Origin of the sequence: Methylobacterium sp. WL8 (assembly GCF_008040045.1) — a bacterium.
In the GTDB taxonomy this organism is placed as follows: domain Bacteria; phylum Pseudomonadota; class Alphaproteobacteria; order Rhizobiales; family Beijerinckiaceae; genus Methylobacterium; species Methylobacterium cerastii.
Genome location: NZ_VRVF01000080.1, coordinates 1 through 20,070, shown reverse-complemented (window position 1 = coordinate 20,070; position 20,070 = coordinate 1). Strand labels below are relative to the sequence as shown.

Genomic DNA, 20,070 nt, shown 5'->3' with positions numbered 1-20,070 from the left:
CGGCCTACACCGCGAGCGCGCCGGTCGCCTTGACGTCGCAACGGGTCGCCTCGCCTGCGTCGCCAGCCTGATGGCCGCCAACGCCCTCAACAACCCAGCCTAAATGAAACCGCCTCAAACAGGCTCTCAGTGCGACTTCACCAATCCGCGCACGGGCTCCGCCGCCGTGTCGCGGGCCGGGAAGGCGCGGCGCATCGCGTCCACGAAGGCGGTGGCCGGGCCGTCCCAGTCGTGGCGGGCGACGTGGGCGCGGGCGCGGGCCGCGTCGAAAGGCAGGCGCCCCTCCACCGCCGCCTGCATCAGGGCGGCGAGGCGCTCGATGCGGTCCGGCGCGTCGAGGTCGAAGTAGCTCGCCGCGTCGCCGCCCGATTCGGGGATGGCGGTGACGTTCGAGGCGATCACCGGCGTGCCGAGCGCCAGGCTCTCCAGAACCGGGATGCCCCAGCCCTCGCCGGCGCTCGGGAACACCAGGGCGGCGGCGTTGGCGTAGAGGTCGCCGAGGCCGCGGTCGTCGATTCCGGCCACGTGCACCACGTCCGCCATGGACGAGAGCCGCGCCAGCGTCTCCGGGTTCTCCCCGTCGGGCTTGCCCACCACCACGAGGCGGGCGGCGCCGGGGCTGAGCCGCGCGAAGGCGTCCAGCGTCAGCGCGAGGTTCTTCCGCGGCTCCAGCCGCCCGACCATCATCAGGTAGGGGCGCCCGTCGCGGATCGGCGACCGGGTGATCGCCCCGGTGCGGGGCGGACTCGTCCCGCAGCGGACCTCGACGATGCGGTCCGGATCGATCCGGTAGGTCCGGGCGATCGAATCGCGGCTGTAGCGCGAGATCGTCACGACGAGGCGGGCGCGCTTGGCACTGATCCGCGTCAGCAGGCGGGTGCGCCAGCGCATGCCGAAGGCGAAGAACGCCGGATGGGTCTCGAACAGGATGTCGTGGACGACGACGACCTGGCGCGCGCCCGGCACCAGCGGCGGGGCGATGTAGGTGGTCAGCAGGGCGTCGATCCGGTCGCGGTGCACGAGCCAGGGCCAGACCGCCAGCAGCCGCAGGGCGCGGGGCACCCGCGGCAGCCGGACGTGCTCGACGTTTGCGCCCGCAATCATCGTCGCGGCGCGCGCGGGGTCGTCGGAATAGATCACGTAGGTGGCGTCCGGGTGGCGCGCGACCGCGCGGCCGACCACGTTGACGAGCCAGGTGCGGCTGCCCTGCATCTTGCCGACGAGGACGTGGGCGTCGATTCCGATCCGGGTCATGTCACGGGCTCCGATAGGCGCCGAAGGTCGGGGCCTCGTTGGGGGCGTAGGGGCGGCCGATCAGGTCGCGCGTCGCACCGAGCGGGATGCCGGGACGCGAAAGCGCACGCGTCAGCGCGAAGCCGTTCGCGATGGGCTTCGTGGGGTCGGCGAAGGCCGGCGCCTCGGTGAGGTCCGGCGCGGGCGCTCCCAGCGGCAGCGACGCGCCGTCGTCGGTGCGTGCAGCGCCGTAGGCGTAGAGCCAGCCGCCGGGCGCGTGCCGCAGCAGGTTGGGGCCGATGGCGTTGCCGCGGCCGGTGCTCGTCGCCTCGACGACGATGGCGGCGACGCCGCCCCGCGTCGCAACAACGATGTTGTTCAGCACCCGGTTGTCGACCGTGCGGCCGACCTGCTTCGTGTAGTCGCTGGCCAGCACGATCTCGCCCTTGTAGGCGTGCCGCCCGCCGGAATCGGCCATGTTGCCGACGACGGTGTTGTTGGACACGAGGGTCCGTCCGGCGTCGAACAGGTTGATGCCGGCGCCGTCGTTGCCGGTCGTCACGTTGAAGGCGACGAGGTTGTCGTCGCACCACTGATCGACCTGGATGCCGTTGCCGTCCTGGCCCGTCGTCTCCCGCTGCCCGGTGACGACGTTGTAGCGGATGGTGTTGCGGTCGCCCGCGTCCTGCCCCGCATCCTTGGCGTAGACGTGGATGCCCGAGGTGCCCGACATCGAGACGCCGTTGTCGTGGACCCGGTTGCCCTCGACGACGTAGCCCGACCCGTTGATCTCCATCCCGTGGATGCCGCTGCCGGAGACCGTGTTGCTCGCGATGATCGTCGGGTCGTCGGGGGGCGCGTTGATCACGTCCACGGCGATGCCGTGGGTCTTGTTGCCGGTGAGCCGGTTGCCGAGGATGCGGTGCCCCGCCCCGGAGCCGTCGCCGATCCAGATGCCCAGCCCCGAGGCGTCCACCGCCGAATCCCGGACGGTGACGTGGTGGCTGCCCCGGCGCAGGATGAAGCCGGAATTCACCGCCCCCCGCACCGTCAGCCCGGACACGGTGACGTAGGCCGCGTCCTCGAACACCATCGAGTTCGACAGCACCGGCTCGGTGCCGGGCACAGCAGCCACCGTCACCGGCGCCTCGGCGGTGCCGCGGGCGCTGACGACGACCACGCCGTCGAAGCGGCCGCCCTTGACCAGCACCGCGCTGCCGGCCGCCAGGCTCGCGAAGGGCACGGCGGACAGCGCCGCCACCGTCCGGTAGCCGGGCATCGTCGCGCCCGCCGGGTCGACGAGGATGCGCTGCAGGCTGGGGGGCTCCGCCGGCTGGCAGGCGGTGGAGGCCGCCAGCATAGGCAGGAGCGCGACGATCGCCGTCGCCCGGAGGCGGATGCTCATGCGGCCTCCGCGAAAGCTCGGGCGATGGCGAGCCGCTTGCGGCGCTGGAACAGCCGCCGCCACACCGTCCGCCCGGCGGCCGGGCTGAGGCGGGTGAGCGAGCGCGCCGCCGCGCGCCAGCCGGGCAGGGCGACCTCCGGCATCACGAGGTCGGCGAGCGCGTGGCGGCGCGCGCGACCGAAGGGTTCTGGGCCGACGAGCCCGAGGCGGGCGAGGTCCAGGGCGAGGTCGGGGCGCTTGCGGTACCACAGCACCAAGGCCGCCCCCTCGCGCTCGGCGATCGCCAAGTAGGCCGCCTCGTCGAGGAAGTGGTGGTGGTAGGCCAGCGCCTGCGGCTCGTAGAACAGGCGCATCCCGCGCCGCGCCAGCCGCTCGCCGAGCTCGATGTCCTCGTGCCACGTCAGGCGCGGATCGAAGCCGCCGGCCTCGCGCAGAAAGCCGGCGTCGACGCTGACGTTGCAGGTCAGGAACGCGTCCCAGCCGAGCTCGACCTTGCCGGCGAGCGCGTCGTAGGAGGCGTCGTGGTGGAGCGCCGAGAACGGCGAGAACGGCAGCGCCGGGTCGATCGTCATCCGCCCGAGGATCGCCGTCTCGCGTCCGCCCCGCCGGGCGTGGGCCGCGAGGTGCGCCGCGACGAGGTTCGGGCCGGGGATTGTGTCGTCGTTGACGACGAGCAGGCGCGTGCCGCGGGCGGCCTCAATCGCCCGGTTGCGGGCGGCGTTCGCCCCCGCATTCTCCTGGCGCAGGTGCACCACTGGCCGCCGAGCGGTCGCGACCGCCCGGCTGATCACCGCGCCGGTGCCGTCGAGGGAGCCGTCGTCGCAGACCACGATCTCGAAGGCGGCTTCCGTCTCTTGGCGATCGAAGGCGGCGAGGGTCAGCCGCAGGGTCTCGGCGCGGCCGTAGGTCGGGATGATCACCGACAGGATCGGGGTGTCGGCGGGCGTGTCCGGCGTCATGACGAGGCTTCCGGGCTGGAGAGTTGCGGGCTGGAGAGTTGCGGGCTGGAGAATTGCGGGCTGGTGAGGGAGGGGCCGGCGAGGGGATCGCGCGGGCGCAGCCACAGGCCGCCGGCGAGCGCGAGCAGCGCGCCGGCCGGCAGGGCGACGGGGGCGAGGGCGGCCGGGCTCGCGAGGACGCAGGTCGCCATGGCGAGGGTCGGCACCAGGATCGCCGGCCAGTCGCGGGGCAGGAGCGGTGCCCCGACGGACCGGCGGAACGCGAACACAACCACCGCGAGCATCGCGAACTCGGCGGCGAGCGCCGCGAGCGCGGCGCCCGTCGCGCCGGCCCGCGGCACCAGCACGAGGCAGAGGACGGCGTTCACCGCGCAGCCGGCGGCGCTGAACGGCACCGCGAAGCCGGTGCGGCCGAGCGCGACCAGGGCCGAGAACAGGATCGTCGCGGCGATCATCGCCGCCGCCATCAGGGCGGCGATGCGCAGGACCGGCACGCTGGCCGCGTAGTCCGGCCCGAACAGCAGGCGGACCAGCGGGTCGGCCAGCACCCAGGCCGCGATCACGCCGGGGCCGGCGACGGACAGGACGAGGCGCAGCGCAAGGCGGGTCTGCGCCGGCAGGGTGCCGGCGGCGGCGGCGCGCCCGAACACCGGCAGCAGCGGGGCGGCCAGGGTGATCGCGACGGCGACCCCGAGCTCGAAGAAGCGGTAGCCGGCGGTGAACAGCCCGACCTCGGCCGCCCCCGCGAAGGCGGCGAGCGCGAGCAGGCCGATGCGAGCGTTGAGCGTGCCGAGCGCGTTCGAGACGCCGACGCCGGCCGCCCCGCGGATCGTGGCGAGGCCGTCCGTAAGAGCGGCGACGTGCAGCGGCACGAGCCGTCCGGCGAGCACCAGGGCGAGGGCGCCGTAGGCCGTCCCGGCCGCCACCGCGACCAGGGGCAACACCGCCTCCGGCGCGTCGAGGGCCAGCGCCAGCGCGGTCCCGACGACCAGCACGGCGGCGTTGGCGAGGGAGGGATAGGCCGACCAGCCGGGCCGGCCGCAGACCTGGAACAGCGCGTCGAGGAAGCGGGCGGCCACGAGCGGCATGGCGAGCGCCGCCAGCGTCAGCGCGGGCCGCGTCGGCGCCGGCAGCAGCGGCAGGGCGCAGAGCAGCGTGAGGCCCGTTCCCGCCCCGAGGATCAGCCGGGCGGAGAGCATGGCGGCGAGGGCGGCGGCCCGCGCGTCGGGCTCGCAGGCGCCGATGCGGGCGGCGAAGGTCAGCGTCGTGCCGAAGTCGGCGGCGATCAGGGCGATCGCCAGGGCGGCGAGCGCGATGCCGTAATGGCCGAGCACCACCGGCCCGGCGACCTTCGCGACCATCACGAAGGCCGCGAAGCCCGCCAGCAGGTAGATCCCGCGGCCAGCCGCCTGCCCGACGAGGTTGATGCCGTAGCGCATCCCCCTCCGGTCTTGGCCCGTGTCGGTTCGATTCACCACCATACGCATCTTTCGGTGATTTTCGCCGGAAGAATGCTACCTACGATTGTAGGATCGCACGGCCCGGACGGGCATACCGCGAAAACGCCCTATGGTTGCGTCTATAAGTATTATACAACCGTAAAGAGAGTGGCATGCCCAAGTCAGCCGCCGTGCTCGCAGCCCGTGACCTCGCCGGAACCGATCCAGGCGGCGTCGCCGCGATCTCCTGGGCGGAGACGCGCGCGGCGCTCCGCGCCGACCGGGCGCATTGGGCGCGCCGCATGCCCGGGCCGGTGCGCCTGCGCCGCGGCTACCAGGCGATCTGGCTCTATCGGATGTCGCGCTACGCCCACGAGAACGGCTGGCGGATGGCGGCGTGGCTGCTCTGGATCGTCAACGGCTGGCTGACGGGCTCGGACATCCCGCCCTCGACCCGGATCGCCGGCGGGATGTTCCTGCCCCATCCCTACGGCACGATCATCGCGGGCGCCGTCGGGCGCGACGCCGCCTTCGGCTTCCAGGCCTCGATCGGCGGCCTCTACAAGACGCCGGACCGCGACGTCGGCGGCGGCCCCGGCCTGCCCCGCCTCGGCGACGACGTCGTCCTCGAGCCGGCCTCGATCGTGCTCGGCGCGGTGCTGATCGGCGACCGCGCCCGTGTCGGGCCGCGCTGCCTCGTGCTCAAGGACATCGAGCCCGACACCGACCTGGCGCCGACCGACTGGCGTGCGCTGCCGGGACGGGGCGTCGCGTCGTGAGCAACGCCCGGCCCCTGCCCGAACCGAACCTCGACCACGCCCGCCCGGCGGTGATGCGGCGGATGCTGGCCGCCGACCTCGCGCGGATCGTGCGCCAGATCAGCGGCGACAGGCCGATGTCGCGCGCGCGCGCGGCGATGATGGTGCTGCTGCCGGCGATGCAATGCGCCGCGTTCCACCGGGTCGCCCACCTGCTGCACCTGCGCGGATGGCGGCGGAGCGCTGCCGCCGTCGCCGGGCTGTCGACGCGCCTCACGGGCGCCTCCTTTCACCCGGGATCGCGGATCGGCCCCGGCTTGTTCGTGCCCCACCCGGCCCGGATCGGCTTCTGCGGCACGGCGGGGCGCGACCTCGTGATCCTGCCGGCGGTAGTGGTCGCGCCCGCGCGCCCGGTGCTGGCCGCCGACCCGTTCCCCGCGGACGCGCCGCGCCTCGGCGACGGCGTCGTGGTCGGCGCCCATTCGCTCGTCCTCGGGGCGGTGACGGTCGGCGACGGGGCGATGGTCGGCGTCGGGGTCGCCACCCTGCGGGACATCCCGGCCGGGACCGTATCGGTCCAGCGCCTGCGCCAGACCAGCGTCCCGACCCGCGAGCCGGATCCTGTGGTCGCCGAAGACATCACGATCGCGCAAGCCTCCGGGCCCGCCCGGGACAGGAGCGCCGCATGAGACGCCCCCGTAACCTCGATCACCGGGCCTGGGGCCATCCCGTGGTCTCAGCCCGCGACCTCGACGCGGGCCGCGGCCCGGCGGCGGGCGCGGGTTTCGGGGAGCTGCGCCCGCAGCACCCGCTCGTAGGCGTCGACGATGCCGTCCCAGGCAAAGGCCTCGGCATGGCGCGCCCGCGCGCCGGACGACATCGCCGCGAGCTGCCCGGCCGGGGCGCGGGCGAGCCGCACGATGCCGTGGCGCAACTCGGTCTCGTCGCCGAAAAAGGCGGCGTCGGGTCCGGCCACCCAGCGGTTGAAGACGTTGTCGTGGGCGAGCACCGGCGAACCGGCGCCGAGCGCCTCGACCAGCGAGGGGTTGGTGCCGCCGACCGTGTGGCCGTGGATATGGAAGCGGGCGTGCCGGCGCAAAGCCGCGACGCGGTCCGCCTCGTAGATCGCGCCGGCGAAGATCACGTCCGGCCCGGCGGCCGCGCGCACCGCCCGGTGGTAGGCGTCCGCCTCCGAGAGTTTGCCGAGCACCACCAGGGGCAGGCCGGGGCTCACCTCGCTCCAGGCGCGGACCACCTGCAGCACAAGGTTCTCGGGCACGATGCGGGCGATGGCCAAGCCGTAACGCTGCGGCTCAACCCCGAGGGCGGCCAGCGATGTTGCCGGCGCGTCGGCCACGGGGTCGGCCCCGTAGGCGATGGTGGTGATGCGCCGCGTCGCGTTTACGCGGGCGAGGTGCCGGGCGATCTCGGGATGGTCGGCGACGAGGTGCGTCGAGAACAGGCTGCCGCAATGCTCGTTCAGCCAGAACCACACCTTGGCGGGCCTCGACCAGCGGTCCCGGCGCCACTCGATCCCGTCCATGTTCATCACGCTGCGCTTTCCGGTCAGCCGGTAGAGCAGGGAGAACGCGGCGGTGTTGTAGCCGAGCACCAGCGGCAGGGCCGGACGGAACGCCGCCTGCAAGGTGCATTTCCAGTCGAACCGGATCGTGGCGAGCGGGCCGTCGCCCGACGCCTGGACCGGGATCAGGTCGACGCCGCGCCAGGTCGAGGGCGCGGTCGGCCGGTCGACCTGGCAGTAGACCTCGACCCGCCAGCCGCGGGCGACCAGCTCCAGCGCGAGCCGTTCGGCCAGGGTCTCGAAGCCGCCATGCGCCGCGGGGACGCCCCGCGTGCCGAGGATCGCCACCGCCGGGCGCGCTGCGCCGGCGTGCCGCCCGCCATCGGACGCCCGCACGCGGCGCGTCCCCACCACCCCATCGCTTGAGGAGGACGATTCATGGGCCACGACACCCTTCTGCGCCAGGACGCGATGCCCCATCGGGAGCCGGTCACCGTCGAGGAGCGGCTTTTTCGCGAGATGGGAGCCGGGGGCTATTCCCGGCAGGACCACCGGATGGAGTACATCGTCCGCGTCAACACGCTGCTGCGCCCCGACATGCGGGTGATGGAGTTCGGCGCCGGACGCGGCAAGTGGAGCCATGACCCGGTTCCACTGCGCCGCCAGCTCGGGGACTTCCGCGGGCGCTGCGCCCACGTCACCGCCTGCGACGTCGACGAAGCGGTGCTCGGGAACGAGACGGCGGACGCCGTCAAGCTCGTCGGCCACGACGGGCTGCTGCCCTTCCCCGATGCCAGCTTCGACCTGATCTCGGCCTTCTCGGTGCTGGAGCACATCGAGACGCCCGAGCGGACGGCGCAGGAGCTCGGCCGCATCCTCGCCCCCGGCGGCTGGCTCTGCGCCTGGACGCCCAACCGCTGGGGCTATGTCGGGGTCGGCGCCCGGCTGGTCCCCAAGCGCCTGCACGCCCGCGTGCTGCGCATGGTCGAGCCACGCCGCGTCGAGATCGACTCCTTCGTGCCGCTCTACACGATGAACACGGAGGCGGCGCGGAAGCGGCTTTTCCCAACTGACCGGTTCGAGCACTTCACCTACGCGTTCGACGGGCAACCGTTCTATCATGGCGAGAACATCGTCCTGGGCAAGTTTTGGGAGTTGCTGTTCCGGCTCACGCCGGGTCCGTTCAAGGGCTATCACATGGTCTTCATCCGAAAGCGCTGAGCGATTACTGAGCTTTCTTCGTTTATATATTTGCAAGGTGGTCCGCGAACCGCTTCATGTCGCGACTCCTGCCCAACAGGTCCGGCCGGCGCCGCAGCCGGCCGAGCAGGCCGTAGACGGCCGCGCGCGCGGTGAACCCGAGCCAGAGCGGCACCGCGAAGAAGGCCGGCGAGGACAGCCGGCGCCCCCCGTTGCGCAGCCGATAGACGCCGGCGAGCCCGTCGAGCCAGCGGGGGGAGCGGGTGCTCCCCGAGCCGCCCTGGAGGTGGACCACGCTGCGGTCCGGCAGGTACTCGACCCGCCATCCGGCGTCGCGCACCCGGCAGCCCCAGTCGACGTCCTCGCCGTAGAGGAACAGCGGGCTCGACAGGCCGCCGATCGCCTCCACCGCCGCGCGCCGCAACATCAGGAAGGCGCCGCAGAGCCAGTCGACGGAGACCGGCCCCGGCGCTCGCGCCTGGCCGCCCGACAGGTAGACCCCGCGCAGGCCGAACCGCCCCGACAGACCGGCCGCGTGTACCGCGACGGTGAGCGGGCGCGGCTCGAACCCGGCGTCGCCGACCTGATGGCGCCCGTCCTCGAAGACGAGGCGCAGGCCGACGGCGCCGACCTGGGGGTGGGCGTCGAGGTGGGCGAGCGCCACCGCGACCGCATCCGGGTCGCGCAGGTACGCGTCCGGGTTGAGCAGCAGGATCGCGTCGCCGCGGGCCGCGGCGTAGGCCAGCGCGTTGGCGCCGGCGAACCCGTGGTTCGTCGTCTCCGCGATCACGCGGATGTCGGGCCAGGCGGCAGCGATCCGCTCGGCCGTGCCGTCGCCGGACGCGTTGTCGACGACGATCACCTCGTAGGGACGGTCGATCCGGCTCGCCGCGAGCAGGGCGAGGCAGGTGTCGACGTCGGCGCCGGACTTGTAGGTGACGACGAGGACGCTGAGGGCGGGGGTCATCGCAAGCTCGCGCTTCTTCGTTGGGATCTGGCGCGGGACGCCACGCCGCGACTCCCTCTCCCAGCGGGAGAGGGCTGGGGTGAGGGGCGTGCGTCATCCGGAAAGGTCACGCCCCTCATCCTGTCCTGCTCCCCCTGGGAGAAGGGACCCGCGCTCGGTGCGGTGAGGGCGGCGATGCGGCCGGCGCGCTGCGCCGCCGCCACCGCCGCGATCATCCCGAGCGCGGTGTAGAGCAGCTCGGCGATGCCGAGGTTCAGGCGGAAGCCGGGGTCGACGAGGCCGTGGAGGAGGTGGGCGAGGAGCCCGATCGCCGAGGCTCCGGCGATCGCGGCGAGGGGGTCGCCGACCGGCGCGCGCCGCACCGCGGAAAAGCCGCGCCACAGGCCGATCCCGAAGACCAGGGCGAAGGCGGCGTATCCGACGATCCCGACCTCGGTGAGGACGAGGATGTGGAGGTTGTGGACGACGTGGTTCGAGCGGTCGAACAGGCCGGCGAGCCGCGACAGGCCGGTGTGGTCCAGCGTCGCGAACATGTTGCCGAAATTGTTCAATCCGACCCCGAGGATCGGGAACTGCGAAAACAGCGCGAGCGCCGCCGCGTTCAGGGGGCCGCGCTGCGCCGCCGAGCCGCCGTCGTCGGCGAACAGCCGCTCCCAGATCATCGGACCGACGACGATCGCTGCGACGACGCCCACGGCGAGGAGGAGGCCCGCCACGACCAGGCTCGCCCGCGAGAGCAGCCGGTCGCGGTAGACCAGCAGCACGACGAGCGACGCCGAGAGCGGGTAGGTGAGCCACGAGGCCCGCGACAGGGTCAGCACCACGCCACTGAGCGCCGAGAGCGCGCCCATCGCCCCGACGAGGCGCAGCCAGGCCGGGCCGCGGGAGAGCGCCAGAGCCAGCGCGAGCGGCCACACCACCTCGTAATAGTAGCCGAGGATGTTCGGGTGGACCTTGAAGCCGGCGGCGCGGCGCTGGGCCTGGAAGTTGATGTTCTCCTCGACGATCTGCTCCTCGCCGAGCACGCCGAGGCCGAGTTCCGAGCCGGTGACGTACTGCACCGCCGCCGCCGCGGTCTGGACCAGGCAGAGGACGCAGATCGCCAGCGCCAGGGTGCGGACGTCTTGCGGGCCGAGGTTGGCGATCGCGACCGAGACGACGAGCAGGGTGAGGAAACGCCACTCGTCGAACCACAGGTAGGTCGGGTCGCCCGCGTTCACGAGGGAGAGCACGCCGGCCGCCATGAAGGCGAGTTGCGTCAGCACCAGGGGCGGATCGAGCGACACGCGCTGCGGGCCGGCCTCGCCGATCCCGACGAGCCGGAAGGCGATCAGCGTCAGCGCCACGAGGAAGGCGACGCTGACGGTCAGCCCGGCGCCGCCGCCGATGCTCGGCAGGTACTGTCCGACCGCCTCGAAGTGCTGGAAGACGCTGACGTCGAGCTTGACCGTGAGCCCGACCGCGAAGGCGACGAGCAGGAACGGCGTCAACCGGACGCGCTGCCCCAGGATCAGGGCGGCGAGGCCGCCGAGCGGCGCGACCACCCCGACGACGGCGAACTTCGGCGGCGCGCTTGCCAGCGCCACGGCGGCGGCTGCGGCGCCGGCGCCGATCGCCAGCGGCGGAAGGGTGCGGAGCGCGAGCCTCATCCGAGCCGCCGGTAGAGCCAGTCGGGGATCGGCCGCCGGGTCCGGTTGAGGACGACGCCGAGGGCGGTGCCGCCGGCGGCCTCGAGGTCGCGCATCGCCTGCTCTGCCACGACCCGCCGGGTCCGCTCGGCCCCGACGACCACGACGAAGCCGTCGACGAGGGGGCCGAGCGCCGCGGTGTCGCCGATCTGCCCGATCGGCGCGCAATCGAGGATCGCGAGGTGGTAGCGCTGGTCGACGAGCCCGAGGAAGGCCTCGACGCGGGCGTCGTCGAGGCCGGCCTCGCGGATCGCGGCGGCGGTGCCGGCGGGGACGACGTGGAAGCCGTCGGCCACCGGGTGGACGCCGTCCAGGGGCGCCGCCGCGCCGACGACGATGTCGGCGAATCCCGGCTTGCCCGCAAGGCCGTAGGCGGCGGCGAGCGCGGGCTTGGCCCAGTTCGCCTCGATCAAGACCACGTCGAGGTCGCGTCGGGCATAGAGCCCAGCGAGCTGGCGGCTGAGCGAGGTGACGCCGTCGCCGGCCTGAACCGCGGTGACGCCGATGCGCCGGAGCGGCGGCCCCTCGCGGCGGTTGAGCTGCACCAGGGCCGGCTCGAGCACCGCGCGGTCGGGCACCGCCGGATCGTAGGAGGCGGCGATCATGCGGTGGCTCCACGGAGGCCGGGGGCGCGGGAGCGCCGCGGAGCGGCGCGGCCCTCGTCGCGCAAGGGGAGGGCGGCGAGCACCGGCACCCCCAGCGAGCGCGCCACGTCCGACGCGCTGCGGTAGGTCTGGGCCAGGATCTCGGCCAGCGCGACGTAGGCCAGAGCCGCGACGAGCCCGAGGCCGGCGGCGAGCCCGAGGATCAGCAGGCGGTTCGGCCCACTCGGCAGCCGCGGCGGCACCGCCCGGGCGACGAGCGCGGACGAGGTGACGGACTGCGAATCCAGGCCGGTCCCGGTCGTCAGCTCGTCGATGCGACGCTGGGTCTGGGCGATCTCGTCGGCGAGCAGGCTCTTCTGCTGGCCGAGCCGGCCGAAGGCGAGGGAGGCGTCGCTCTGGCCGATCGCCGCCTGGCGCCGCGACGCCTCGATGTGGGAGATCGCCGCGATCTTCTCGGCGAGCACCGCGAGCCGGGTGGTGTCGGCGCTGATCAGCGCGCGGTACTTTTGCCGGGCGAGCTCGGTGAGGTCGCGGTCGAGGCTGGCGAATTCGGGCGCGGCCGGGCGGAACCGCGTGGCGAGCTCCGAGCGCCGGGTGCGCAGCTCGGCGAAGCGCTGGTCGAAGGCGGCCACCGTCGGGTCGGCGTCCGCCGGGGTCGGCTGCCAGCGGTCGGGGCCGGATTCCTTGGTGCGCCTGAGGCGGGTCTCGACGCCCTCGCGCTCGATCTGCGCCGCGGACTTCTGGCGGGCGAGGTCGGCCAGCGTGCCGAGGTCGTTCTGCTGCTCGATCGCGAAGCTCGCGGTGTTGGCGCCCTTGAGGTATTTGCCGAGCTGCCGGTCGATCGCGGCGAGCTCGGCGCGGGCGCGCTCCAGCTTGCCCGCGTAGAACGAGGCCGGCGTCTCGTCGGCGTAGACCTCGACGTGGCGGCGCTTGTAGGCGTCGAGCAGGCGGTTGAGGGCGTCCGCGGCGAAGGTCGGGTCGGTCCAGGTGAAGCCGGTGACGATCACGTCCGTCTCCTTGACGAACACGACCTTGAAGGAGGCGAGGTAGGCCTCGTACAGCTTCTCGTCCGGGCTGAGGTGGCGCAGCAGGCCGATCGCCTCGAAGGGGATCCGAAGGGTGTCGACGACCCAGGTCTTGACCGCCTTGGCGGCGCGCACGAGCTGGCGCCCCTGGTAGACGAGCCAGGCGCCCCATTCCTCGGGGGGCTGGCCGAGGTCGCCCAGCGGCATGATGCGCTTCAGCGCCTCGAACTCGCCGCGCACGATGCTCGGGTCGCGCAGGATCTCGATCTCGTTGTTCACGTTCTGCGCGCGCTCGGAGAACATGTAGTTCTGGTTGGCGCCGCCATTGATCGGGGCGGCCGACTTCTCGCGCCCGAGGCGGATGATGAGCTTGGCGTCCGCGGTGTACTCGGTCGGGGTCAGCAGGAGGTAGATCCCGGCCCCGACCAGGGCCGCGGCCAGGATCAGCAGCGCCGGTCGGGCGTGGCGGAACAGGGCGCCGAGCCCGTCGCGCAGATCGAAGCCATGCCGCTCGAAGCCATGCCGCTCGAAGCCCCGCGGGTCGAGGGCCGTCTCGGTGCCGCTCATAGGGCTGCCCTCGCCGTGGTGCTGGTGGAGGTCGAGGCGGACGGGCCGGTGATGTAGTTCACGCCGAAGCCGGTGCCGTTGAAGAGCAGGATCTGGCGGACCACGAGGTCGACCGCGCGCGCGGTCTTGGCGAGCACCGAAGGCGGCACGTAGACGGTGGCGTTCGGCGGCACGACGATCGAGTCGGCCAGGCCCGGCACGCTGATGTCGACGACCTGCACACTTCCTTGCGCGCCCGCGTCGAAGCGGATGATCCGCACCGCCTCGCCGGCCGCGGTCGGCAGGACGCCGCCGGCGGTGCCGAGGACCTGGGCCAGCGTCCGCGGCCCCGACAGGGTGACCGGGCCGGGCACCCGGACCTCGCCGAACACCATGGTGTTGGCCGGAACCAGCGAGGCCAGCCGCACGCTCGGGCTGACCGAGGCGAGGTGGTGCCGGTAGGCGGCGGACAGCGCCGCCGAGACCTCGTTGACGGTGCGGCCGGCCGCCTGGACCGGGGGCACCATCGGCAGGTTGATCTTGCCGTCCGGCTCGATCGCCATCAGCTTGACGCGGCCGATGTCGGACCGCTGGGTCAGGTCGCGGAAGTCGTCGATGGGCGTGCGGAACTTGCGCAGCAGGATCGTGACGACCGGGTTGATCAGGACGTCGTCGTAGGTCTCGCGGATCAGGGTGGCGGCGCGCTCGGGCGACAGGCCGGCGACCATGATGCCGTTCTTGCCGGGCAGCGAGATCCGCCCGTCCGGCCGGACCACAACCGTTCGGTTGTATTCAGGGTGCGTCCGGAAATCGACGTCGAACTCGTCGTTCGGGTTAAGCCGATAGGTCGGCTGGACCACGCTGGAATCGATCAGCAGCGAGACCTCGAGGTTGTCGCCGACGTTGAGGCGGTAGTTCATCAGCCCGAGGCGCATGGTGCGTCCGACCTCCTCCTGCGCCGCGGCGACGACCGCCGGCGGCGCCTCGGGGATGGAGCCCGTCCGCGCGACGTCGCCGAGCGCAGAGGGCGCGGCCTGCCGCGCGCGGGTCGCCATGCACCCGGACAGGGCGGCCGCGCAGGCGAGCGACACCGCGAGGCGGGCCGCCCGCCGGCCGCGCCGGCCGGCATTGCGATCGACAGGAGAAGCACACACCATCATAGGCCTTCAGCCGCACCATGCTCGGCCACGTTCCGTTCGATAACAACCTGTGAACGTATCGTGGCACCCGGTACAATCTGAGAACCTGGTTAACGAACTTTGAAACCCCTGGGTCCTATCCCACCATAAGTTGCATTGATCCGGAGGCGTGGCAGAATGCGCAGACGCTCCGGCCGGCAGGCGTCGCCTCGGAATGCGGTGGGTCCGACGCGCCCCGCGACGGCGGGGCGGTCATCCGCCGGACCTCATGGATTCCTGGTCTCGAGACGCGGTCTCAGAGCACCGGCACGCCGCGGAACTTCGCGTGCTCGGCCGGCTCCACGTGGATCACCACCACGGCGCCGGGGATCGTGGTCTCCAGCGCGTCCTCGAGCCGGTCGCAGATCTCGTGCGCCTCGCGCACGCTCATCTCGCCGGGCACGACGAGGTGGAAGTCGATGAAGGTCGCCTGACCGGCGTAGCGGGTGCGGACGTCGTGCGCCTCCAGCGCGCCCTCGCCGTGGAGCGAGATCAGCGAGCGGATCTGCCCGACCATGTCGCCGGGCGCGGCCCGGTCCATCAGGCCGTCGACGGATTCGCGGACCATCTTCCAGCCGGACCAGAGAATGTTCAGGGCGACGAGCCCCGCGACCACCGGATCGAGCACCGGGATGCCGGTCACCAGCACCAGGACCACGCCGACGAGCACGCCGCCCGAGGTGAACACGTCGGCGAGCACGTGGCGGCCGTCTGCGACCAGGGCCGGCGAGCGCCAGGCCTTGCCCCAGCGCAGCAGCGCCCACGCCCACACCGCGTTGATCGCCGTGGCGACGGCGTTGATGGCGAGGCCGATGGCGGGGGCGTCGACGGGCCTGGGCGCCAGGATGCCATAATACGCCTCGCGCAGGATCAGCAGAGACGCGACGATGATCAGCGATCCCTCGATCACCGCCGAGAAGAACTCCGCCTTGTGGTGGCCGTAGGGGTGGTCTTCGTCGGCCGGCAGCCCGGCCACCCGCAGGGCGACGAACGCGCTCAGCGCCGCCACCACGTTGATGATGCTCTCGAGCGCGTCCGAGTACAGCGCGAGGCTGCCGGTGAGCCAGTAGGCGAGGAATTTCAGCCCCGTGACCGCGAGGCCGACGACGGCGCTGGCGAGGGCGGCTTTCTGGGTGCGGCTCATGACGGGTCCGGGGAAACGACCCGGCGGCTCTAGTCGACCGGCCACCCGCAAGGCCACGGCAAAGGTTCAAGGCCACAGCACAGCTTCGAGGCTGCTGCACACCTTGCACGCCGGGGCAAGGAACTTAGCCGAAGCTATCTTGTGATCAGGCGGGGGAGGCGGCTCTACTCGCGCGGGCGGTCTCGCGCGCCTCGCTCTGCGCCCCCCGGGCCCGCGCGTCTGCGGCCCGGCGCAGGAAGCGCCGCTTCTGCCAGCCGAACCGGGCCGCGGCGGCGAGCGCTTCGAGGCGGGCGGCCTCGCGCGCCCAGTAGCCGACGAGCTGCCCGTCGAGGGTGGTCCGCTCCGCCTGCGCCGTCATCCGTCCCTCCGCCCGGAAAGGGCCTACGCCCGATATCCGAGAACGCTCAACGCGGCGGGGTCGGTTCCGCGGTCTCCTCGACGACCAGCGCCTCGGCGTCGCCCTCGAAGCTGCCGGCGCCGTCGGGCACCGGGGTGGACGGCGTGCCGAAGGGCGTGCTCGGATAGGCCTGCTCGAATTTTTCACGCGCCTCGGCCGGGTCCGCGCCCTTGAGCACGATCTGCGGCTTGCCCGGCAGAGGCCAGCGCGGGTCGGCGGGATCGCGGGGGCGCACGGCGTACCAGGGCATGGAGGCTCCGAGTCGGGAAGCAAAGCGGGATCGACGCCTGCCGTGAACGGAGGGCGGTCGGACGCGGTTCCCCGCGGGCTCCGCCGCATCGATTGCCCCCGCCCGGATTGATTCCCGGCGCGGGGCGGTGCAGGTGCCGGCCCCATGCGCGTGGACTTGTTCGATTTCGACCTGCCCGAGGCCAGCATCGCCCTCCGCCCGGCCGAGCCGCGCGGCGCCGGACGCCTGCTCGTCGTGCGCCCCGGCGGAGGCTCTCACCGCGACGAGCTGGAGGATGCGCGCGTCACCGACCTTCCCGGCCTGCTGCGCCGGGGCGACGCCCTGGTCTTCAACGACACGCAGGTGATCCCGGCGCGCCTCCACGGCATCCGCACCCGCCCCGGCGCACCGGGCCAGCGCACGGAGGTGATGCTGCACCTGCGCGAGGAGCCCGATCTCTGGCGTGCCTTCGCGCGCCCGGCCAAGCGCCTGACAGTCGGCGACCGCATCGCCTTCGGCCGGCACGGGGCCAGCGAGCCCTGCGAACGCGGCGGCCTCGACGCGACCGTCGCGGCCAAGGGCGAGGGGGGCGAGATCACCCTGCGCTTCGACCTCGCCGGGCCGGCCCTCGACGAGGCCGTCGCCGCCGTCGGAGAATTGCCGCTGCCGCCCTACATCGCCGGCAAGCGCCCCACCGACGCACGGGACGCCACCGACTACCAGACGGTCTACGCCCGCAACCCCGGCGCCGTCGCCGCCCCCACCGCCGGCCTGCACGTCTCCGACGACCTGCTGGCGCGGTGCGACGCCGCCGGGATCGGCCGCCATACGCTCACCCTGCATGTCGGGGCCGGCACCTTCCTGCCGGTCAAGGCCGAGGACACCGCCGACCACCGCATGCACGCCGAGATCGGCATCCTGGATGCCGCGACCGCCGACGCCCTCAACGCGGTGCGGGCGGCCGGCGGACGGATCGTGGCGGTGGGCACCACCGCGCTCCGCCTGCTGGAGAGCGCCGCCGACGCGGAGGGGCGGCTCCACCCCTTCGCCGGCCCGACCGAGATCTTCATCACCCCCGGCACGCGCATCCGCGCGGTGGACGCGCTGATGACCAACTTCCACCTGCCGCGCTCGACCCTGTTCATGCTGGTCTCGGCCTTCTCGGGCCTCGACACCCTGCGCGCCGCCTACGCCCACGCGATCGCGCAGGGCTATCGGTTCTACTCCTACGGCGATTCGAGCCTGCTGTTTCCCGCCCCGGTCTGATAGGGTTTTTGCCGAACGCGCCTCTTCCCATCCCTGCAAGCAGGTCGCCGAACGCGCCGATCTCTTAGACTCCGCTTCCAGACCCTCCCCGTCATCCCGGGGCGCCGAAGGCGAGCCCGGGATCCAAGAACCGCAGGTCGTGTTCCAGCCTGGCATCGTCGGCGGCTCTGGATCCCGGGCTCTGCTGCGCAGCCCCGGGATGACGGAGGGACCGGTCGAGGAGAAGGAGAGAGGTGCGATCCGAAAGCATCTGGAAGCCGTCCCCGCCATGTCCGACACAGACTTCGCCTTCGCCGTCCACGCCACCGACGGGCAAGCCCGCACCGGCGTGATCACCATGCCGCGGGGAACAATCCGGACGCCGGCCTTCATGCCGGTCGGCACCGCCGGCACGGTCAAGGCCATGTATGCGAGCCAGGTGCGCGACCTCGGCGCCGACGTGGTGCTCGGCAACACCTACCACCTGATGCTGCGCCCCGGCGCCGAGCGGATGGCGCGGCTCGGCGGCCTGCACCGCTTCATGCGCTGGGACGGGCCGATCCTCACCGATTCCGGCGGCTTCCAAGTGATGTCGCTGTCGGCGCTGCGGAAGCTCGACGAGCAGGGCGTGACCTTCCGCTCGCATGTGGACGGCACCGCCCACCACATGTCGCCGGAGCGCTCGATCGAGATCCAGGGCCTGCTCGGCTCCGACATCCAGATGCAACTCGACGAGTGCGTGCGCCTGCCGGCCGAGCGCGAGGCGATCGAGAAGGCGATGCGCTTGTCGCTTCGCTGGGCCGAGCGCTGCCGCACCGCCTTCGGCGAGCAGCCGGGCAAGGCGATGTTCGGGATCGTGCAGGGCGGCGACGTGCCGGAGCTACGGATCGAGAGCGCCCGGGCTTTGGCAGACCTCGACCTCAAGGGCTACGCGATCGGCGGCCTCGCGGTCGGCGAGCCGCAGGCGGTGATGCTCGCGATGATCGAGACGGTGGAGCCGCACCTACCGAGCACCAAGCCGCGCTACCTGATGGGCGTCGGCACCCCGGACGACCTGATGCGCTCGGTTGCACGCGGCGTCGACATGTTCGATTGCGTGATGCCGACGCGCGCCGGCCGCCACGGCCTCGCCTACACCCGCCACGGCCGGATCAACCTGCGCAACGCCCGCCACGCCGAGGACACGCGGCCGCTGGACGAGGCTTCCGCGTGCGAGGCGTCGCGCGCGTATTCCCGCGCCTACCTCCACCATCTCGTGCGCTCCGACGAGATCTTGGGGATGATGCTGCTGACCTGGAACAACCTCGCCTACTACCAGGACCTGATGGCGGGGATGCGCGTGGCGATCACGGAGGGCCGGCTCGACGCGTTCTGCGAGGAGACCCGCGCGGGCTGGGCCAGGGCCGAGCGCGACGCCGCCGGCTGAAAGCCGTCTATGCGCCTCGCGGAAGGCCTTTCGCGCATCACGGATGCGCCAGCACCCGGTAGCTGCCGTCGGGGGCGTCCGCGCCCGCCTCGGCCGCCGCCTGCAGGCCCGCGACGACGCGCGCCGCCACCGGCAGGCGGTAGTGCAGGGCGTCCCAATAGTTCTCGTCGCGCGTGGTTATCGGCGAGGGTAGGCGGAAATCCACCACCACCGCCCCCCGCGCCTTGCCGATCGCGGCGACACGGCGCTTGCAGGCGGCCTCGCGCGCCCCCTCCGGCGTGCCGGCCGGTGCCTGCGCCGCCACGTGGACCGGCATGAAGGCGACGAGCTTGCGCGCCGCCTCCGGCACCGCGGCGAGCAGCCCGTCGAGGACGTCGAGCATCGGCATGGCGTCATGAATGGCGTCGGGCGCGGCGTCGCCCGCCCGCGCCGCCGGCCCCACGCCCGACTCCGGGTCGAGCGGGCTGCCGCCGCCGTGGATGTGGCGCGCGGCGCGGACCGGGTCGTAAGCGGCCTCCGGCGGCGTGAACACGGAAAAGCCGTCGCCGCGGATGCGAGCCGGCGCGAGGCCGAGGCGGTGGAGCGCGACCTGGGCCGCGATCCCGAGGCTCTGCCCGTTCACCTGCCGCAGCCAGCCCCACGGGGCGCCCTCCGCATAGAGCCAGTCCGGGAACGGGTGCGCGGTGCGGCGGGGCGGGGCGGCGGCGCACCAGGTGGAATCCAGCGCGTACAGCACGGCGCGCGCGGCGTTCCGGCGCAGGAACAGTGTTGCCAGGGTGCGCTGCTCGTCCGGCGTCGCGGCGTTGACGGCGAGGTTGGCAAAGCGCACCCCGAACGCCCGGTCGAGGTCGTGCGGATCGAGGAGGCGCGCCGTCGAGGTCCCGAACACCGCCGCGTCGTATCCGCCGGCCCGCGCGATCCGCGGGTACATGAAGCGCTGGTTGCGATCCATGATCGCGCCCGGCCGCCCGGGGCTCGCGCGCAGGCCATAAGGGTCCATCGCCGCGACGAAACCGATCGCGGCCAAGCCGAACCCGAGGCCGGCAAGGGCGAAGGTGAGGGCGAAGCGAGGCCAGCGACGGGCAGGCGAGGGCGGGGCAGGGC

The 20,070-nt window shown here is 72.9% G+C and carries 19 protein-coding genes; 5 read left to right on the top strand and 14 right to left on the bottom strand.

Translation table 11 applies throughout. The annotated features are described in order from the left end of the window. Window positions 1–126: 126 nt before the first annotated feature. The 4 genes from FV234_RS21645 to FV234_RS21630 are packed head-to-tail and all read right to left on the bottom strand — an operon-like array spanning window position 127 to window position 5,036. Window positions 127–1,254, bottom strand: a complete 1,128-nt coding sequence (locus FV234_RS21645; RefSeq protein ID WP_147831576.1) for a glycosyltransferase family 1 protein — start codon at window positions 1,252–1,254, stop codon at window positions 127–129. Between the two features lies 1 nt (window position 1,255). Continuing rightward, the gene (locus FV234_RS21640) at window positions 1,256–2,638 is read right to left on the bottom strand and encodes a right-handed parallel beta-helix repeat-containing protein (protein ID WP_147831574.1); all 1,383 of its coding nucleotides are present in this window, start codon (window positions 2,636–2,638) and stop codon (window positions 1,256–1,258) included. After that, window positions 2,635–3,597, bottom strand: coding sequence for a glycosyltransferase family A protein (locus FV234_RS21635; protein WP_147831572.1), 963 nt, complete (start codon window positions 3,595–3,597; stop codon window positions 2,635–2,637). The genes FV234_RS21640 and FV234_RS21635 overlap by 4 nt, the downstream gene beginning before the upstream one ends. Further along, window positions 3,594–5,036, bottom strand: coding sequence for a polysaccharide biosynthesis C-terminal domain-containing protein (locus tag FV234_RS21630; protein ID WP_246686266.1), 1,443 nt, complete (start codon window positions 5,034–5,036; stop codon window positions 3,594–3,596). The genes FV234_RS21635 and FV234_RS21630 overlap by 4 nt, the downstream gene beginning before the upstream one ends. Window positions 5,037–5,209: 173 nt before the next feature. On the opposite strand from FV234_RS21630, the gene FV234_RS21625 reads away from it, so the two are divergent. Then, window positions 5,210–5,815, top strand: a complete 606-nt coding sequence (locus tag FV234_RS21625; RefSeq protein WP_246686265.1) for a serine acetyltransferase — start codon at window positions 5,210–5,212, stop codon at window positions 5,813–5,815. Continuing rightward, entirely contained in the window at window positions 5,812–6,483 is a 672-nt protein-coding gene (locus FV234_RS21620; protein ID WP_187273757.1) for a serine acetyltransferase, read from the top strand. Before FV234_RS21625 ends, FV234_RS21620 begins: the two co-directional genes overlap by 4 nt. A 47-nt stretch (window positions 6,484–6,530) precedes the next feature. Here the strand turns inward: FV234_RS21620 and FV234_RS21615 are convergent, their stop codons facing one another. Further along, the gene (locus tag FV234_RS21615; RefSeq protein WP_238272758.1) at window positions 6,531–7,712 is read right to left on the bottom strand and encodes a DUF1972 domain-containing protein; all 1,182 of its coding nucleotides are present in this window, start codon (window positions 7,710–7,712) and stop codon (window positions 6,531–6,533) included. Window positions 7,713–7,754: 42 nt separating this feature from the next. On the opposite strand from FV234_RS21615, the gene FV234_RS21610 reads away from it, so the two are divergent. Then, the gene (locus tag FV234_RS21610) at window positions 7,755–8,537 is read left to right on the top strand and encodes a class I SAM-dependent methyltransferase (RefSeq protein ID WP_246685573.1); all 783 of its coding nucleotides are present in this window, start codon (window positions 7,755–7,757) and stop codon (window positions 8,535–8,537) included. A 22-nt stretch (window positions 8,538–8,559) separates the two neighbouring features. Here the strand turns inward: FV234_RS21610 and FV234_RS21605 are convergent, their stop codons facing one another. From FV234_RS21605 to FV234_RS21570, 8 genes are all read right to left on the bottom strand, one after another. After that, the gene (locus tag FV234_RS21605; protein WP_147815536.1) at window positions 8,560–9,483 is read right to left on the bottom strand and encodes a glycosyltransferase family 2 protein; all 924 of its coding nucleotides are present in this window, start codon (window positions 9,481–9,483) and stop codon (window positions 8,560–8,562) included. Beyond that, complete coding sequence (locus FV234_RS21600) at window positions 9,480–11,132, bottom strand: O-antigen ligase family protein (RefSeq protein WP_147831568.1); 1,653 nt, start codon at window positions 11,130–11,132, stop codon at window positions 9,480–9,482. Before FV234_RS21600 ends, FV234_RS21605 begins: the two co-directional genes overlap by 4 nt. Next, complete coding sequence (locus FV234_RS21595) at window positions 11,129–11,776, bottom strand: CpsD/CapB family tyrosine-protein kinase (RefSeq protein ID WP_147831566.1); 648 nt, start codon at window positions 11,774–11,776, stop codon at window positions 11,129–11,131. Before FV234_RS21595 ends, FV234_RS21600 begins: the two co-directional genes overlap by 4 nt. Beyond that, entirely contained in the window at window positions 11,773–13,368 is a 1,596-nt protein-coding gene (locus tag FV234_RS21590) for a lipopolysaccharide biosynthesis protein (protein ID WP_147831564.1), read from the bottom strand. The genes FV234_RS21595 and FV234_RS21590 overlap by 4 nt, the downstream gene beginning before the upstream one ends. Then, a complete protein-coding gene (locus FV234_RS21585) occupies window positions 13,365–14,438 on the bottom strand; it encodes a polysaccharide biosynthesis/export family protein (protein ID WP_246686264.1) in 1,074 nt (357 codons plus the stop codon). The genes FV234_RS21590 and FV234_RS21585 overlap by 4 nt, the downstream gene beginning before the upstream one ends. 343 nt (window positions 14,439–14,781) lie before the next feature. Continuing rightward, on the bottom strand, window positions 14,782–15,669 hold the full coding sequence (locus FV234_RS21580; RefSeq protein WP_147754572.1) for a cation diffusion facilitator family transporter: 888 nt from the start codon (window positions 15,667–15,669) through the stop codon (window positions 14,782–14,784). Between the two features lie 145 nt (window positions 15,670–15,814). Further along, the gene (locus FV234_RS21575; protein WP_147763613.1) at window positions 15,815–16,027 is read right to left on the bottom strand and encodes a hypothetical protein; all 213 of its coding nucleotides are present in this window, start codon (window positions 16,025–16,027) and stop codon (window positions 15,815–15,817) included. Between the two features lie 46 nt (window positions 16,028–16,073). Then, window positions 16,074–16,316, bottom strand: a complete 243-nt coding sequence (locus FV234_RS21570) for a hypothetical protein (RefSeq protein ID WP_147763614.1) — start codon at window positions 16,314–16,316, stop codon at window positions 16,074–16,076. 144 nt (window positions 16,317–16,460) lie between these two features. Between FV234_RS21570 and queA the strand changes: the two genes are divergently transcribed. Together queA and tgt are read left to right on the top strand one after the other, a co-directional pair. Next, entirely contained in the window at window positions 16,461–17,561 is a 1,101-nt protein-coding gene (queA, locus tag FV234_RS21565) for a tRNA preQ1(34) S-adenosylmethionine ribosyltransferase-isomerase QueA (protein WP_147831559.1), read from the top strand. Window positions 17,562–17,829: 268 nt separating this feature from the next. Next, the gene (tgt, locus tag FV234_RS21560) at window positions 17,830–18,966 is read left to right on the top strand and encodes a tRNA guanosine(34) transglycosylase Tgt (protein WP_147815713.1); all 1,137 of its coding nucleotides are present in this window, start codon (window positions 17,830–17,832) and stop codon (window positions 18,964–18,966) included. Window positions 18,967–19,003: 37 nt separating this feature from the next. On the opposite strand, the gene FV234_RS21555 is transcribed toward tgt, so the two are convergent. Next, complete coding sequence (locus FV234_RS21555) at window positions 19,004–19,966, bottom strand: hypothetical protein (RefSeq protein ID WP_147831578.1); 963 nt, start codon at window positions 19,964–19,966, stop codon at window positions 19,004–19,006. Window positions 19,967–20,070: the final 104 nt, after the last annotated feature.

What these genes read in the sequence shown, in the direction of transcription:
- FV234_RS21645 (WP_147831576.1), bottom strand. Translation starts at nt 1,254, where the DNA reads ATGACCCGGATCGGAATCGACGCCCACGTCCTCGTCGGCAAGATGCAG.
- FV234_RS21640 (WP_147831574.1), bottom strand. Translation starts at nt 2,638, where the DNA reads ATGAGCATCCGCCTCCGGGCGACGGCGATCGTCGCGCTCCTGCCTATG.
- FV234_RS21635 (WP_147831572.1), bottom strand. Translation starts at nt 3,597, where the DNA reads ATGACGCCGGACACGCCCGCCGACACCCCGATCCTGTCGGTGATCATC.
- FV234_RS21630 (WP_246686266.1), bottom strand. Translation starts at nt 5,036, where the DNA reads ATGCGCTACGGCATCAACCTCGTCGGGCAGGCGGCTGGCCGCGGGATC.
- FV234_RS21625 (WP_246686265.1), top strand. Translation starts at nt 5,210, where the DNA reads ATGCCCAAGTCAGCCGCCGTGCTCGCAGCCCGTGACCTCGCCGGAACC.
- FV234_RS21610 (WP_246685573.1), top strand. Translation starts at nt 7,755, where the DNA reads ATGGGCCACGACACCCTTCTGCGCCAGGACGCGATGCCCCATCGGGAG.
- FV234_RS21605 (WP_147815536.1), bottom strand. Translation starts at nt 9,483, where the DNA reads ATGACCCCCGCCCTCAGCGTCCTCGTCGTCACCTACAAGTCCGGCGCC.
- FV234_RS21600 (WP_147831568.1), bottom strand. Translation starts at nt 11,132, where the DNA reads ATGAGGCTCGCGCTCCGCACCCTTCCGCCGCTGGCGATCGGCGCCGGC.
- FV234_RS21595 (WP_147831566.1), bottom strand. Translation starts at nt 11,776, where the DNA reads ATGATCGCCGCCTCCTACGATCCGGCGGTGCCCGACCGCGCGGTGCTC.
- FV234_RS21590 (WP_147831564.1), bottom strand. Translation starts at nt 13,368, where the DNA reads ATGAGCGGCACCGAGACGGCCCTCGACCCGCGGGGCTTCGAGCGGCAT.
- FV234_RS21580 (WP_147754572.1), bottom strand. Translation starts at nt 15,669, where the DNA reads ATGAGCCGCACCCAGAAAGCCGCCCTCGCCAGCGCCGTCGTCGGCCTC.
- FV234_RS21575 (WP_147763613.1), bottom strand. Translation starts at nt 16,027, where the DNA reads ATGACGGCGCAGGCGGAGCGGACCACCCTCGACGGGCAGCTCGTCGGC.
- FV234_RS21570 (WP_147763614.1), bottom strand. Translation starts at nt 16,316, where the DNA reads ATGCCCTGGTACGCCGTGCGCCCCCGCGATCCCGCCGACCCGCGCTGG.
- queA (WP_147831559.1), top strand. Translation starts at nt 16,461, where the DNA reads ATGCGCGTGGACTTGTTCGATTTCGACCTGCCCGAGGCCAGCATCGCC.
- tgt (WP_147815713.1), top strand. Translation starts at nt 17,830, where the DNA reads ATGTCCGACACAGACTTCGCCTTCGCCGTCCACGCCACCGACGGGCAA.
- FV234_RS21555 (WP_147831578.1), bottom strand. Translation starts at nt 19,966, where the DNA reads ATGGACCCTTATGGCCTGCGCGCGAGCCCCGGGCGGCCGGGCGCGATC.